The organism is Neobacillus niacini (assembly GCF_023715415.1).
Classification (GTDB): Bacteria; Bacillota; Bacilli; order Bacillales; family Cytobacillaceae; genus Neobacillus; species Neobacillus niacini_C.
The window spans coordinates 50,837-65,611 of sequence record NZ_JAMBOB010000016.1; the positions used below are offsets into that span (position 1 = coordinate 50,837).

A 14,775-nucleotide genomic window follows, 5' to 3' on the forward strand; every position below is an offset into this window, starting at 1 on the left:
CGGAAATCAACATTCAGGATTACCATTGCATAGCCTCGAAAAAAATCCCTACTAATCTTTGAACTTGTCTCATAGGTTTATAAAAGTGAGATTGTGTTTAAAGGGGAGTCTGGGAATGGGTATCTTTTACAAAGGAATCTTATTTTTAGCCCTTTCTGCTTTTTTAGGGGAAGGCGTTGAGTTCTTAGTCAATTTAATTCTTGCAAAAGAATTGGGCAAGCATGGTTTAGGTTTATATATGTCTATACTTCCATCCATTTATTTACTGGTTCTTTTATCAAGCTTTGAACTGCCGGTATCCATATCAAAGTTTGTTGCTGAAAAAGAGGAAAAGTTTCATCGAAATATCCTATACCATGCCATTACAATCACCATTATTTTTACGTGTCTCCTGTTCGTGTTTGCCACGGTACTCATGCCTTTTATATCCGTATTTAATGGATATCATCCTTATACACGATGGCTCATTATCCTACTAGTTCCTGTCATTTCCTTTACCTCTGTAGCACGGGGTTATTTTATGGGCAGACACCAAATGGGGAAAATCGCCATCGCCAATTTTATAAGAAAATCAGTACAACTCGTTTTGTTATTTTTGTTGTTTCGTTTTTTTCAATTTGAATCAGAAACAGCCGTACTGATTGCGATTGCCTCCTTTATCGGCAGTGAAATCGCAGTGTTTCTTTATTTATGCTACACATTGATTATCCAATTTCAGCAGCTAAGACGAATGCCCTTTTCCAATTTAAACCGTAAGGCTGTTCGGAAAAATTTAATGGCTGTCTCTGTGCCAACGACAGGATTGCGACTATTCTCCGCACTAACAGGTGCGATACAGCCCTTCTTAATTAAGGCTGCATTGGTCCAGTCTGGACTTTCTGAAACCATTGCGACCGAGCATTTTGGGATGTTAATGGGTGTTGCCGTTTCAATTGGATTTTTTCCTGCATTTATTGCTCATTCCTTAATGACGGTTCTAATACCAGCAGTATCGAAAACGTATTCGATGAGAGATTACACCACACTGCAAAAAATGCTTTCGCAGGTAATGACACTCACATTCCTTTACGGCGTACCAGCAGTGGTCATTTTCTATATATTTGCCCGTCCGCTCACGTCGATATTCTTTGAATCCTCAACTGCAGCTATTTATTTACAAATGCTTTGGCCGTTTTTTCTATTCCATTTCTTTGTCATGCCAATGCAGGCAATCTTAATTGGTTTAGGACTTATAAAAGAAACCTTTATCCATGCGATTTGGTCTACAATTGTATCCTTTGCTATCATCATTGTCTTAGCGTCACGCCCCGAATGGCGGATGGAAGGCGTGATTATCGCAATGAATACCGGATCTGTTTTACTGGCTTTGATGCATTATTTAAGTATTTGTAAAAAAATTGGCGTTTCTATTTTTATGAAAGGTCTCATAGGTAAAAATAGTTGAGGAAAGTGTAGGGGTTAGTCGTTTTTATTCCGTCTATATATATAAGAAGTATTGAAGGAAAGAAGGTACGAAAAAAATGCGGGATAGAATGATAGATTCGTTTGAAGAAATCGTGATAGAACATGGGAAAGCCATTTTTAACTATATATTTTCTTTAGTTAGGCAAAAAGAACTTGCAGAGGACCTCTATCAGGAGGTTTTGGTATCTGCCTATTTGGCTTTCCATACCATTAATGAACCTGCCAGAATAAAAGGCTGGTTGTTTACGATAGCCAGAAATAAGTGTCGGGATTATTGGCGGAAGGAAAATAAAACAAAACAATTTTGGAAGGAAGAGGTTTATTCTTACTCGTCAAATGTTGAAGCACCCTCTCTTCCCGAAGAGGAGGTACTACATAAATATTCAAACGAGAAAATGGTTGAAAGTGTAAGGGCATTACCAGAAATATACCAATCTACACTATTACTCTATTATTTTAATGACCTTACCATAATGGAAATATCAAAAAGAAAAAACATCCCTATTTCTACAGTGAAAACAAGAATGAAAAGGGGAAAGGAGCACCTTAAACCAAAGCTCCAATCCTTTGCATAAGAAAAAGCCGGAATGAAGCTCCCGGCTTTTTGCTTATTAATCTTTACTTGATAGAATTCCAAAGATACGTAAGATACTCACAAACAGATTGATAAAGTCTAAGTATAGGTTCAATGCCATTAAAGGAACCTCTTCAGCACTTACACCGTAATGCTTCATTCGGTTGAAATCATACAATACATATCCACTAAAGACCAACACGCCAATGAAAGAAAATGCAAGCATAGCAGTTGAGCTAAGCGGCATGAAAATATGCCAAATAGAAATGACGACTAATGCTAGCAGGGCAGCTAGTAAAAATCCCCCTAAAAATGAGAAATTACGTTTTGATTTCGTGGCATATACCGCTACTCCCGTAAACACCACAGTGGTAGTCGCAAACGCCATCATGACCACATTTGCTCCAGCAGTCATGGCGTAATAGGAAACAATAGGATATAAGGTAATGCCTGAAATAAAAGTAAAGATATACAGGAACGTATAAGAAATGGCCTTTTTACGTCTAAAGAAAAAGGCAATCATCAACAATACAAATTCTAGTATTGCTAATGGTAAAAATAATGCCGTCGGTACAAAGGTGCCTGCCATAGTCCCGACAAAGGCAATGGCAAGTGATAAAGCAAACGTCCTTAGTACAGAAGGTAAAAATTCAGTAGATGTTTGTGTATACATTTTCTTCACCTCTAGTGTCTTTTATATATAGAATATACGAAGAAAAGGTCAAGATGTTTCATTTTATTTAGAAAAATCTTTTTCGGCTCTTAATAAATCTCGTATCTCAGCAAGAAGCTCCTCTTTCTTATCAGCTTGAACAGCTGCTGCCTTTGTTTCCTCTTTCTTTTTAAAACGATTGAGAAATTTTATAAATAGAAAAATTGAGAACGCAATAATTAAGAAATCGATAATGGATTGAATAAATACACCATATTTTAATGGTCCATACGCCAACTCAGAAACATTAACCTTTCCAACCAGTATTGTGACTATCGGCATAATGATATCTGCCACAAGCGAAGATACAATCTTACCGAAGGCTCCACCGATGATAACCCCGACCGCAAGATCAATCACATTACCTCTCATAGCAAACTTCTTAAATTCATTTAACATAATAGAACCTCCAAATTTTCAATAAAAGAGCAGCTTCCTTTTCAGAAACTGCTCCATCTATTATACCATTAAAATGCCCAATTGCCTTTTCTAAATACTGGTTCAGTCGTTCCATCCGCTTTAATGCCATCAATGTCCATTTCCTGTGAGCCAATCATGAAATCAACGTGAGTAATACTTTCATTGAGTCCATTTTCCTTCAGTTCTTCAGAAGACATTTTCTTACCGCCTTCAATACAGAATGCATAAGCACTACCGATGGCTAAGTGGTTTGAAGCATTTTCATCGAACAAAGTATTATAAAATAGAACATTCGATTGAGAAATTGGTGAATTGAAAGGTACGAGTGCAACTTCACCAAGATAATGAGAGCCTTCATCTGTCTCAACTAAACGCTTTAGGAATTCTTCACCTTCTTCAGCCTGATAACCAACAATTCTTCCGTTTTCAAAGGTAACAGAGAACCGGTCGATAATATTTCCGCCGTAGCTTAATGGCTTTGTGCTTGCAACGGTACCATTTACACCTTCACGATGAGGAACGGTGAAGACTTCTTCAGTAGGCATATTGGCCATGAATTCAAAACCACTTTCATTGACACTGCCTGCACCAACCCAAAGATGGTTGTGAGGGAGTTCGATGGTTAAGTCTGTTCCTGGTGCAGTATAGTGAAGCTTTTGATAGTTTCTTTCATTTAGGTAGTTTACCTTTTCATGAAGAGTTGCATCATGTTTTTTCCAAGCTTCCACTGGATTATCTGTATCAACACGAACCGCTTTAAAGATGGCATCCCAAAGTAAGGAAACTTGTTGGTCGTTCGGTGCATCTGGAAAAACTTTAGCAGCCCATGCAGGAGATGGAGCAGCAATCACAGTCCAGCTAACTTTATCTGACTGTACGGCTTGGCGGAATTTTGCTAAAGCAGTTCCAGCAGCTTTTTGGAAGTTGGAAATACGTTCAGGATTAATCCCTTTTAATAAGTCAGGGCTAGAGGCAACAATCGACATAAAAGCAGCGCCTTGTTCAACGAATTCCTCTTGTTCTTTTGCACGTAAGGCAGGGTATGTAGTAAAAGCTTCATCTGGTGCTAATTCGTATTTTGTTCTGGATACCACATCGTCGTTCCAGTTAACGACCACGTTATTTGCGCCTGATTCATAGGCTTTTTTAACAACCTGTCGAACCAATTCGGCAGCATCTAAGGTCGTATTCACTACTAATGTTTGACCCTTCTGGATATTAACACCAACTTTAACAGCTAGCTCAGCATATTTCTCAAGGTTCTTTTGAAATTCACTCATATTTTAGTCTCCCTTTTTTCGAATCTTCCTTCTCAATTTTAGCCTTTTTCATGTTAAAAAGAAACTGATAACACTAGTAAGGCAGTGGAGCACAAATCTAGGCAAAAAAATAAGCAGGGATATGAATCTCTACTCTAATTTACTGCCGTATACTTTTATATTAAAATAAACACCCGCAGAAAATAATACTAAAAATGTAAGAATACCGGACCATGAAGTGGGGGACATAAATTGGGATAATTCCATCAATACCACCATCCTTATAATAGAAAACGATTACAGGTTAATTATAATAGTAAACCGGTAAAATGTGAACAATTTAGTACAATTTATTGACGATTTTTTGAACAAAAAAGGATCCTAATTAGGATCCAATGCTGTTTTCTTCTCAAAAGAATAAAACATTAGCCAATACAATCCTGCACTTGCTAGAGCCAGCAGAGAAAGTACAAAAAATGTCCACTCATACCCTATCAAAACGGTCAATGGGATAGATAATGGAGCGATGGTTCTACTGATAGTAAATCTCAAACTGGCAGCAGCAAAGTATTGTCCTCTCATATGCTCAGGTGCAAGCTTGGAGACAAAGCTTTGTTGAAGTCCTGCTCCCATTAACTCCGCAAAGGTAAAGACAGCCATTGCGATGATAAATCCCCAAATCCAGTGTGTCTGACTAAATAGTACGATGGAAATGGCGTATATGACAGATGAAAGTACAAATACATTCCGTTCTTTATATTTACCCATCCATTTAGTAATGACAACCGTTAGTAATGCAACAAGGAAGCCGTTTTCTGCAAGTACTATTCCAAAGGCCTGCTCACCCTTAACGGTGAATGACCAGTCTCCGATTGAAAACATCGTTTGAAGATCGATTACGTCTTTCATATAAACAGGAAATAACAAATCCAATTGCATAAAGGTTTGACCAGCTAAGACACCTGCAATGATAAAAAGTAGAAAGGTTTTATCTTTGATTATTAATGTGTAGTCTTTCAGTTGGTTCTGTAAGAAATAGTACCATTTACCTTCCGATTCCAATGAATCGACTTTTTGTATGGGTGCGGTTTCCCTCGTGAATTTTGCTAATATTAAGCCTAGTAACATACAAATAATACCGGCAAAGAGCAACGTTTCAAAACGGTAATTCACATAAAAAATTGCCCCTAAAATAGGACCAATTACTACAGCGATATTAATAGAAGTATAGAAAATGGCAAATACATTGCTTCTATCTTTTTCGTCAACGACATCTGCGACCATTGCTTGACTGGCAGGCCAATAAAACGAACCAAATACGCCAGCGATTGCGAAGGAGATAAATCCTACCCATGGAGATTCAAGCCAGGGCGAACTTGCTAGCGCAAAAGCGATAAAAGAAAGTCCTTGTCCAAAGGCTGAGAGAACCATCATTCGTTTTCTACCAAAACGATCTGCACAATATCCGCCCATTAAGTTGGCCAATACGGAGAAAATCTGTGAAAATACCAATAAAAATCCTGCTCTATTTTTACCAAACGCCTCAGCAAAATAGATAGTCAAAAACGGAAAGAACATCCAAAAGGTAATGTTCATCATCGCTTCGCTAAATAAGCGAACCTTTAAGTTAGGATCCCAATCTCTAATCCTCATCTTTTACCCCCAAAAACCAATAAGTATGATAGCTAATACATCATACTATCCTCAAATAGGAAAATACAAGAAAAAAGTAAGAGCTTTTTGTGCATAAGAGTGTCTATACTTAACCCACGCTGAAACTATGGTATATTAGACGGTACATAGTTAGTAAAGGAGTCTAAAAAAATGGCAAAAAGTTTAGTGATTGCTGAGAAACCTTCCGTTGCACGTGATATTGCAAATGTATTGAAGTGTACGAAGAAAGGCAATGGATTTTTAGAAGGAAACAATTATATCGTCACTTGGGCGCTAGGACATTTAGTTACTTTAGCAGATCCTGAAGCTTATGATAATAAATATAAAACATGGAACCTAGAAGACCTTCCAATGCTTCCAGAACGCATGAAATTAGTTGTCATGAAACAAACTGGAAAGCAGTTTAATGCTGTAAAATCACAATTAATCCGTAGTGATGTGAATGAAATAATTGTGGCTACGGATGCAGGGAGAGAAGGAGAATTAGTTGCACGCTGGATTATTGAAAAAGCAAATGTTCATAAGCCAATCAAACGTCTTTGGATTTCCTCTGTAACAGATAAAGCGATTAAAGATGGATTCAATAACTTAAAGTCTGGAAAAGCTTATGAAAATTTATATGCTTCAGCTGTAGCACGCTCGGAGGCAGACTGGTATATCGGTTTAAATGCAACTCGAGCATTAACAACTAAATTTAATGCTCAATTAAACTGTGGTCGTGTACAGACACCAACAGTTGCCATGGTTGCATCACGGGAAGATGAAATAAAAAGCTTCAAACCTCAAACGTATTATGGCATCGAAGCTCAAACAGAGGGACTTAAATTAACGTGGCAGGATACGAATGGGAATAGTCGCAGCTTTAATAAGGAGAAAATTGATGCAATCGTTAAATCCCTTGGACTAAAAAGTGCAACGGTTGTTTCCATTGACCGGAAAGCAAAGAAAACATTCTCACCTGCTCTTTATGATTTAACAGAGTTACAGCGTGATGCTAATAATATCTTTGGTTATTCAGCTAAAGAAACACTAAATATCATGCAAAAACTGTACGAGCAGCATAAAGTGCTAACTTATCCTCGTACAGATTCACGTTATTTATCTTCAGACATTGTTAGTACGCTTCCAGAGCGTTTAAAGGCGTGTGGTGCAGGTGAATATCGTTCTCTTGCAAATAAAGTTTTAAAAAAGCCAATTAAAGCAACAAACGCCTTTGTTGATGATAGGAAAGTAAGTGATCACCATGCCATCATTCCAACTGAAGGTTATGTGAATTACTCAGCGTTTACAGATAAAGAACGTAAAATATATGACCTTGTGGTAAAACGTTTCTTAGCTGTATTATTCCCAGCTTTTGAATACGAGCAGTTAACAGTACAAGCGAAAATTGGTGAGGAAAAATTTATTGCTAAAGGAAAGTCAGTAATAAATGCTGGTTGGAAAGAAGTATACGAAAATCGTTTTGATGATGAGGAATCAACGGATGATGTAAAAGAGCAATTATTACCTCGTCTTGAAAAAGGTGATGTATTAGTAACAAAGGTAATCGCTCAAACATCAGGACAAACAAAGCCCCCTGCGCGCTTTACAGAGGCAACGATTCTGTCAGCCATGGAAAACCCTACGAAGTACATGGAAACAAACGATAAGAAGCTTGTAGATACATTAAAATCAACTGGTGGACTTGGTACAGTTGCTACTCGTGCTGATATTATTGATAAATTATTCAATTCTTTCCTAATCGAAAAACGTGGTGGAAAAGAAATCTATATCACGTCTAAAGGTCGCCAACTACTAGAATTAGTACCAGGAGAATTAAAATCGCCAGTGACAACAGCAGAGTGGGAACAAAAACTTGAGCTAATAGCTAAAGGGAAACTAAAAAAAGATGTGTTCATAAATGAAATGAAAGAACATACAAAAAAAATCGTGGCTGAAATTAAAGCAAGCGATAAAAAATACAAGCACGACAACATTTCCACAAAATCATGTCCTGACTGTGGAAAACCAATGCTAGAAGTAAACGGCAAGAAAGGCAAAATGCTAGTCTGCCAAGATCGTGAATGTGGTCATAGGAAGAATGTCTCACGTGTAACCAACGCACGCTGTCCTCAATGTAAAAAGAAAATGGAACTTCGAGGTGAAGGTACCGGTCAAATCTTCACATGTACATGTGGATATCGTGAGAAACTATCTGCTTTTGAAGCACGACGCAAGAAAGAAAGTGGCGGAAAAGTGGATAAACGTACCGTGCAGAAGTATTTAAAACAGCAAGAAAAAGAAGTTGAACCAATTAATAATGCCTTTGCAGACTTGTTAAAAGGGATAAAATTTGATTAAATGATTCATTAAAAAAGTTGAAGTGTCATCTAGAAGTTTAGACAGACACTTCAACTTTTTTGTTTTTGTAAAATGCTGGATGCAAATATAGAGTTTTTTGTATTATCGTGGTAAAGTATTATCGTGCTAAAATTCTGACAATTCCATTGACAATCAAGCATTTTATCACATACAATAATTATTAGAATAAAAATATTCGAATGGACTGATAAGCTATGAGGCATCCAAAAATAAAATATTACTCGGGAATTTTTATAAAAGAGGCTGGACTCCAAATCTAATGTGATGTGGAATCCAGCCTCTTTCTTTATTCTATTAAAGTGGTAGAGGTGAGAAATATGATTATGCTAACAGGCCAAAGTTTAACATTGGATCAAATGAAAGATGTTTTATATCGAAAAGAGAAGGTTTTTGCTTCGGAAAAGAGTATGGAACTTGTAACTAGGAGCCGTGAAGCGGTAGAGAAGATCGTTTCCGAGCACAAAGTAGTTTATGGTATTAATACAGGATTTGGGAAGTTCAGTGATGTTTTAATCGATAAAGAGCACGTCAGGGATTTACAGCTTAATTTAATTCGCTCCCATGCTTGTGGAGTCGGGGAACCCTTTCCGGAAGTTGTTTCAAAAGCGATGGTTCTTTTGCGTGCCAATGCCCTTTTAAAAGGGTATTCAGGTGTTCGGCCAATCCTGATTGATAAACTTTTAGAACTGGTTAATACAGAAATCATACCAGTCATTCCTCAGCAGGGTTCATTGGGGGCAAGTGGTGATTTAGCGCCCCTCTCCCATTTAGCCTTAGTAGTGATAGGGGAAGGGGAAGTATTTTACAAAGGAAATCGGATGGAATCAATCCATGCGCTTCAAATGGAAGGCATCCTGCCGCTAACATTAGAGGCAAAAGAGGGTCTTGCGTTAATTAATGGAACACAGGCAATGACAGCTATGGGAGTTGTGGGCTATCTTGAAGCTGAACAGCTGGCATTTGAAAGTGAACTCATTGCAGCAATGACAATGGAAGGATTAAATGGAATCATTGATGCATTTGCTGAAGAGGTTCATCTAGCAAGGGGATACCAGCAGCAGATTGATACGGCAGCAAGAATCCGCAGGTATTTAAGTGATAGTTTATTAACCACCGTTCAAGGAGAATACCGAGTTCAGGATGCTTATTCTCTAAGGTGTATTCCACAGGTACACGGGGCATCTTGGCAGGCACTTGATTATGTTAAGGAAAAATTAGAAATTGAAATGAATGCGGCTACAGACAACCCACTCATTTTTAATGATGGGGAAAAGGTTATTTCTGGTGGGAATTTTCATGGTCAGCCGATTGCCTTCGCAATGGATTTTATGAAGATTGCGGTAGCGGAGCTTGCAAATATAGCTGAAAGACGAATTGAGCGATTAGTAAACCCACAGCTGAACGACCTGCCGCCTTTCCTAAGCCCTGAACCCGGTTTGCAGTCAGGTGCTATGATTATGCAATATGCTGCCGCATCGTTAGTATCAGAAAATAAAACACTTGCCCATCCAGCAAGCGTCGATTCCATTCCCTCATCTGCCAATCAGGAAGACCATGTGAGTATGGGGACCATTGCCGCTAGACATGCTTATCAAATCATTCAGAATGCTAGGCGAGTGCTGGCGATTGAACTCATTTGTGCGATGCAAGCAGTTGAAATCCGCGGGGTGGAGAAAATGGCCAGCCAGACAAAGAAGCTGTATGAGAAAGGGAGAGAGCTTGTTCCTTCAATAATGAAGGATCGAATCTTTTCAAAAGATATCGAGAAAGCTGCAGAGGGTCTAAAATATTGGGACCTAAAGAAACTCATTCAAAAATTTGACAATGTAAAATAAGAAAAAGGCGTGAAAATTCACGCCTTTTATTCTATATCTTCCGTTTCAACTCTATTCTTAAATGCTTCCCGTACTACAAGGAACTCTTCGTCCCCAATAGCATCCTTTGAATGCTTTTCTGTTTGGTTATCCTTTGGTAAATTACCAGGATGACCTTTCTTTTTATGATTAAAATGTTCTCCACGTGCCAAATTAAACACTCCTTTCGTCTACGAATGTATCATTCCCAAACGAAGGATATTTATTAGTGAAGAAGTGGAGGGATAAAATTATTCTTCGTTAATTTTTTCATCAGACTTTACAGGGCTGCAGATGCGGTCAATGAGAAAACCAAAAAATACTAAAAAACCTATTGGAATTGCGTAATTCAATACATGAATGGTTGTCATAGACTGAAATCACCACCGTTATTTGAATATTTTTAATATTTAGTATATTGTAATGCTGTTAATAGTGATTGTCAATTGTCACAAAATAGACAAATTTCACTGTAATTTCTAGCCTTTTTAACCTATTTTACAAAATCCTTCATTAGGGAAATACACCCATTTTCGACCGTAAACCCCCTCGATTTCCATTAAACTTCCATTAAAATGATAACCTTTCTACAATTTGCGTAATTCTCAAAGGGGTTATTGTAGAAAAATGGAAGAATTTGTGTAAAAAAAAGGTTTGAAAAATAAAAATATCTGACAAAATACAACACTTTACTGAAAAAGTACTATATATAATGAACATAGTAATTATGTATTAGGAAGAGTTGTCTACTAAATATACTGAATAATCAATGATTTATGGGGAATATGAAACAGAAAAAGGCAAACTCATTGAAAAGTGAGGACGCAAAGCCGAGGATCTAAGGTACACATTTTACTATGATGGCCGGGCTGCCTGGAATACGAATATGTATTTTAGGGGTGGATGAAAGTGGCAATAATGGAAAGTATGACGAATGGATTAGATGCAGAATGGTTAGCTCTTATCGTAGAAGCAAAAGCTCTAGGGATTTCGAAGGAAACAATTCTTGATTTTCTCCATCAGAACGAAGTTAGAGAGGTACTAGTAAAGAACCGCTAAAATACATAAAAGAACAAAGCATACTACAAAAATAGGGTAGTATGCTTTGTTCTTTTATTGTTCATTATTATTTTGACCGATTCGCCACTTATTAAATTCAATAAAATCGCGAAATTGTTCTTTCGATACACCAGAATCCATTGCTTCTTTTACAATGTTCATCCAATCACTATCTAATTCTTCTTTATTAATCTGTTCATTTATTAGATGTTCCACAGGTACGTTTAATACAGAAGAAATCTTTTCAAGGAACTGAATAGATGGATTCCTTTGCAGGTTTCTTTCCAGAGAGCTTAAATAAGATTTAGCAACCCCTGCTTGTTCAGCAAGTTCTGATAATGACATTTTTTTCTCTAAACGAAGTTTTTTAACACGATCACCAATCATTGGGCTCACACACCTACTATTTATTATTACTACAATAATTTTAGCAGATAAGATGAAAAAGTTCCATATTAAGAACGACTGATTTATACAAAAATATTCCTAAATAGCGAAAACCTTTTGAAATTATGGTTTGATAACGATACTATTAAAGAGTGTTTCCAATTCTGTAAAAATACATAAAAATAATTAAAAAGGTTGGGAAGATGATGATCGTTCTAAAATCACAGCGGGAAATCGATGCGATGAAAAAGGCAGGAGAAATTCTTGCATCATGTCATAAAGAAATTGCAAAAATGATAAAACCAGGTGTAACAACTTGGGAGATTGATCAGTTTGTAGATGAATTCCTTGCTAAACATAAGGCAACCCCACAGCAAAAGGGCTATAAGGGCTATAAATATGCTACCTGTGCCAGTATAAATGATGAAATCTGCCATGGCTTTCCTAGAAAGGAACCATTGAAGGATGGCGATATTGTTACCATCGACATGGTCGTTAATTTCAATGGAGGATTGGCTGATTCTGCATGGAGCTATGCTATCGGAAGAGTTTCTAAGGAAACAGAACATTTATTAAAGGTAACAAAGGAAGCACTCTATAAGGGTATTGAACAGGCTGTCCCTGGAAATAGAATTGGAGATATCGGTCATGCCATTCAAACCTATGTTGAAGGGGAAGGCTTTTCGGTGGTTCGTGACTTTATTGGCCATGGAATTGGGGCTGTCATTCATGAGAAACCTGATGTACCACATTACGGACTGCCAGGAAAAGGGCCAAGAATTAAAGAGGGTATGGTGTTTACAATCGAGCCAATGGTCAATGTCGGTATGTATCAAACCAAAATGGATACAAATGGCTGGACAGCAAGGACCATTGATGGTAAGTATTCTGCTCAATATGAACATACCATTGCCATCACCAAGGATGGACCAATCATTTTAACTGAACAGGATAAATAAAAAAACAGATCTCCTGAGATCTGTTTTACTTATTTTTACGAAGGTTCCCCAGTTCTTCCACCAATGCTTGCATTTCATTTGGGCTAAAAGAAGGTTTTTTCATTACCATTTCATAAATTTCTTTTAATTCCTCATACATTTCTTCATCAAAGTGTGAAGGTTTAATGGCTCCAAGATTTAATACTTTTAATTTTTCTTTAATTTGTTCAATCATGTATTCTACATTTTCTACTGTCTGTTCTGATAAATTCAATCCCGTCACCCTTTCAACATTCGTAACTTTATCTTTTCATTTTCACTACTAGATGTCAATCTAAACATGTTTTATTGCTTCTATCAATGGGTAAATAATTATTATGTTTAAAAATAAGGACAATCCTTGCATTTGGCAGCAAGATTAAAGCAAAATAAAGTGGAGTATATTGGTATTTATTTCATAAATGAAAACAATGATAAAAATATTTTGGAAGGAGAGGTTAAAAAAATGGGTAAAAATTTATTTCTAAGAGGAATGGTCTTTGGAGCGATAGCGGGTGGAGCTCTAAGCTTATTAGATAAAAAGACACGGCAGGATATGAAGGTGAATGTGAAAAAGGCATATGATCAGGTATCTTATGCTGCTCGCCATCCTAGGGAAATCACAGAAAATATTAAAGAAACTGCTGAAAAGGTTAGAAATACGATTGAGGAGATTAGTGAGGACATTTCTTATATTACGGGAAAAGTAGACGAACTTCGTGAGTTAACTCCTCAAGTAAAGGAGATTGTTAAAGAGACAAAGGGTACTTTTTCTAATCATGAGGATTCAGACGTAGAAGAACTGTTGAAAGAGGTTGTTGTGGAGGAAGGTTCAATAGAAAAATAACAATCGGATTCGTTGAAAGGAGAGGTGAGAAATGGAGAAAGCAGTGAATGTTCGTAAATCTTTATTTAGGCTGCTATGGCACAGAATTGAAGAAGATGATATTTCAGGTTTATCCGCTCAACTTGCTTATTTCTTTCTTCTTTCACTATTTCCACTGCTTATATTTATTTTTACATTACTGCCCTATCTGCCAATAGAAAACCATGATATTCTTGGGGGGATTGGAGACTTCGCTCCTCCTCAGACGATGGATTTAATTGAAAAGAATGTAAACTATGTGATGAATAATCGGAATGGCGGATTACTTTCATTCAGTGTTATTGGTACCATTTGGTCAGCATCGAATGGAATTCATGCGCTAGTAAGAGCTTTTAACAAAGCCTACAATGTGAAAGAAAGCCGTTCGTTTATTGTTTCTCGGGCGATGGCCATCGTGCTGACCATCGGGATGATTTTTGTTTTTATAGTTGCCGTTTTACTTCCAATATTCGGAAGGGAAATCGGAATATTTCTTTTCTCCTATTTAGGTTTTAAGCTGGAATTCCTCCGTATTTGGGAAATGTTAAGATTAGTCATCAGTGCCCTTATATTATTCTTAATCTTTACTGGATTATATTGGATTGCTCCAAATGTGAAATTACGCTGCAGAAGTGCCTTCCCAGGAGCTGGTTTTGCAACCGTTGGCTGGATCCTTTCGTCCTATGCGTTATCTTTCTACGTCAGTAAATTTAACAACTTTTCACTGACCTATGGGAGTATTGGGGCGATCATTGTTTTACTTATTTGGTTATACATATCAGGGTTTATTATCATTCTCGGCGGCGAGATTAATGCTTTCTATAGTGAAAAGAATAAATCCAACTGTTAAAATTTTTCTTTATGAAAAATGTTTTATTGCAAACAATATAAGTGGGGAAAAGACAACAACAGGGGGGCTCACCATGACAAAACAAACAAAGAAAGATGGCGGCACAAAACAAAAGGGTAAAGGCAGTAAAGGAAATAAAACATCCGGTTCTGCTAACGGCAGTAACGGATATCATTAAATAGAACCGGGCTTGATGATCTGCCCCGTAAATGTTAGACACCAATCTAACATTTACGGGGTGTTTTTTATGGCTAAATTTACAGTGGAGGAAAAGGTTCAATATGTTTTAAGGTATCAGAATGGGAATGAATCAATGGGGG

The 14,775-nt window shown here is 37.2% G+C and carries 15 protein-coding genes and 1 riboswitch; of the genes, 8 read left to right on the forward strand and 7 right to left on the reverse strand.

Going from position 1 to position 14,775, the window contains the following annotated elements; translation table 11 throughout:
• Positions 1-115 precede the first annotated feature (115 nt).
• Positions 116-1,444, forward strand: coding sequence for an oligosaccharide flippase family protein (locus M3189_RS24445; RefSeq protein ID WP_251639043.1), 1,329 nt, complete (start codon positions 116-118; stop codon positions 1,442-1,444).
• A gap of 88 nt (positions 1,445-1,532) precedes the next feature.
• Positions 1,533-2,039, forward strand: coding sequence for an RNA polymerase sigma factor (locus M3189_RS24450; protein ID WP_251639045.1), 507 nt, complete (start codon positions 1,533-1,535; stop codon positions 2,037-2,039).
• A 36-nt stretch (positions 2,040-2,075) separates the two neighbouring features.
• Here M3189_RS24450 and M3189_RS24455 read toward each other — a convergent pair whose 3' ends face one another.
• The 4 genes from M3189_RS24455 to M3189_RS24470 form a co-directional block, all read right to left on the reverse strand.
• Entirely contained in the window at positions 2,076-2,711 is a 636-nt protein-coding gene (locus M3189_RS24455; RefSeq protein ID WP_251639047.1) for a Bax inhibitor-1/YccA family protein, read from the reverse strand.
• A gap of 63 nt (positions 2,712-2,774) precedes the next feature.
• On the reverse strand, positions 2,775-3,149 hold the full coding sequence (mscL, locus tag M3189_RS24460; RefSeq protein WP_251639049.1) for a large conductance mechanosensitive channel protein MscL: 375 nt from the start codon (positions 3,147-3,149) through the stop codon (positions 2,775-2,777).
• Positions 3,150-3,217: 68 nt separating this feature from the next.
• On the reverse strand, positions 3,218-4,450 hold the full coding sequence (locus tag M3189_RS24465; RefSeq protein ID WP_251639051.1) for an aminopeptidase: 1,233 nt from the start codon (positions 4,448-4,450) through the stop codon (positions 3,218-3,220).
• A gap of 360 nt (positions 4,451-4,810) precedes the next feature.
• Entirely contained in the window at positions 4,811-6,082 is a 1,272-nt protein-coding gene (locus tag M3189_RS24470; protein WP_251639053.1) for an MDR family MFS transporter, read from the reverse strand.
• 171 nt (positions 6,083-6,253) lie between these two features.
• Between M3189_RS24470 and M3189_RS24475 the strand changes: the two genes are divergently transcribed.
• Together M3189_RS24475 and hutH are read left to right on the forward strand one after the other, a co-directional pair.
• The gene (locus tag M3189_RS24475) at positions 6,254-8,443 is read left to right on the forward strand and encodes a DNA topoisomerase III (protein WP_251639055.1); all 2,190 of its coding nucleotides are present in this window, start codon (positions 6,254-6,256) and stop codon (positions 8,441-8,443) included.
• Between the two features lie 338 nt (positions 8,444-8,781).
• Positions 8,782-10,299 carry a histidine ammonia-lyase gene (gene hutH / locus M3189_RS24480; protein ID WP_251639057.1) on the forward strand — a complete coding sequence of 506 codons (1,518 nt, stop codon included), beginning with the start codon at positions 8,782-8,784 and terminating at the stop codon, positions 10,297-10,299.
• 26 nt (positions 10,300-10,325) lie between these two features.
• Here the strand turns inward: hutH and M3189_RS24485 are convergent, their stop codons facing one another.
• The gene (locus tag M3189_RS24485) at positions 10,326-10,490 is read right to left on the reverse strand and encodes a hypothetical protein (RefSeq protein ID WP_251639059.1); all 165 of its coding nucleotides are present in this window, start codon (positions 10,488-10,490) and stop codon (positions 10,326-10,328) included.
• A gap of 616 nt (positions 10,491-11,106) precedes the next feature.
• A riboswitch (cyclic di-GMP riboswitch) is annotated at positions 11,107-11,194 on the forward strand.
• A 50-nt stretch (positions 11,195-11,244) separates the two neighbouring features.
• Here M3189_RS24485 and M3189_RS24490 point away from each other — a divergent pair.
• Complete coding sequence (locus tag M3189_RS24490; RefSeq protein ID WP_251639061.1) at positions 11,245-11,376, forward strand: anti-repressor SinI family protein; 132 nt, start codon at positions 11,245-11,247, stop codon at positions 11,374-11,376.
• A gap of 54 nt (positions 11,377-11,430) precedes the next feature.
• Here the strand turns inward: M3189_RS24490 and M3189_RS24495 are convergent, their stop codons facing one another.
• Entirely contained in the window at positions 11,431-11,763 is a 333-nt protein-coding gene (locus M3189_RS24495) for a helix-turn-helix domain-containing protein (protein ID WP_251639062.1), read from the reverse strand.
• Positions 11,764-11,969: 206 nt separating this feature from the next.
• Here M3189_RS24495 and map point away from each other — a divergent pair, with 206 nt between their 5' ends.
• Positions 11,970-12,722: a type I methionyl aminopeptidase gene (map, locus tag M3189_RS24500; protein ID WP_251639085.1), complete on the forward strand. Its 753-nt coding sequence runs from the start codon at positions 11,970-11,972 to the stop codon at positions 12,720-12,722.
• Between the two features lie 25 nt (positions 12,723-12,747).
• Here map and M3189_RS24505 read toward each other — a convergent pair whose 3' ends face one another.
• Positions 12,748-12,975: a DUF1128 domain-containing protein gene (locus M3189_RS24505; protein WP_251639064.1), complete on the reverse strand. Its 228-nt coding sequence runs from the start codon at positions 12,973-12,975 to the stop codon at positions 12,748-12,750.
• Positions 12,976-13,206: 231 nt separating this feature from the next.
• Here M3189_RS24505 and M3189_RS24510 point away from each other — a divergent pair, with 231 nt between their 5' ends.
• Positions 13,207-13,587, forward strand: coding sequence for a YtxH domain-containing protein (locus M3189_RS24510; protein WP_251639066.1), 381 nt, complete (start codon positions 13,207-13,209; stop codon positions 13,585-13,587).
• A 31-nt stretch (positions 13,588-13,618) separates the two neighbouring features.
• Positions 13,619-14,455 (forward strand): YihY/virulence factor BrkB family protein, encoded by an 837-nt coding sequence (locus M3189_RS24515; RefSeq protein WP_251639068.1) that lies wholly within the window; start codon positions 13,619-13,621, stop codon positions 14,453-14,455.
• Positions 14,456-14,775: the final 320 nt, after the last annotated feature.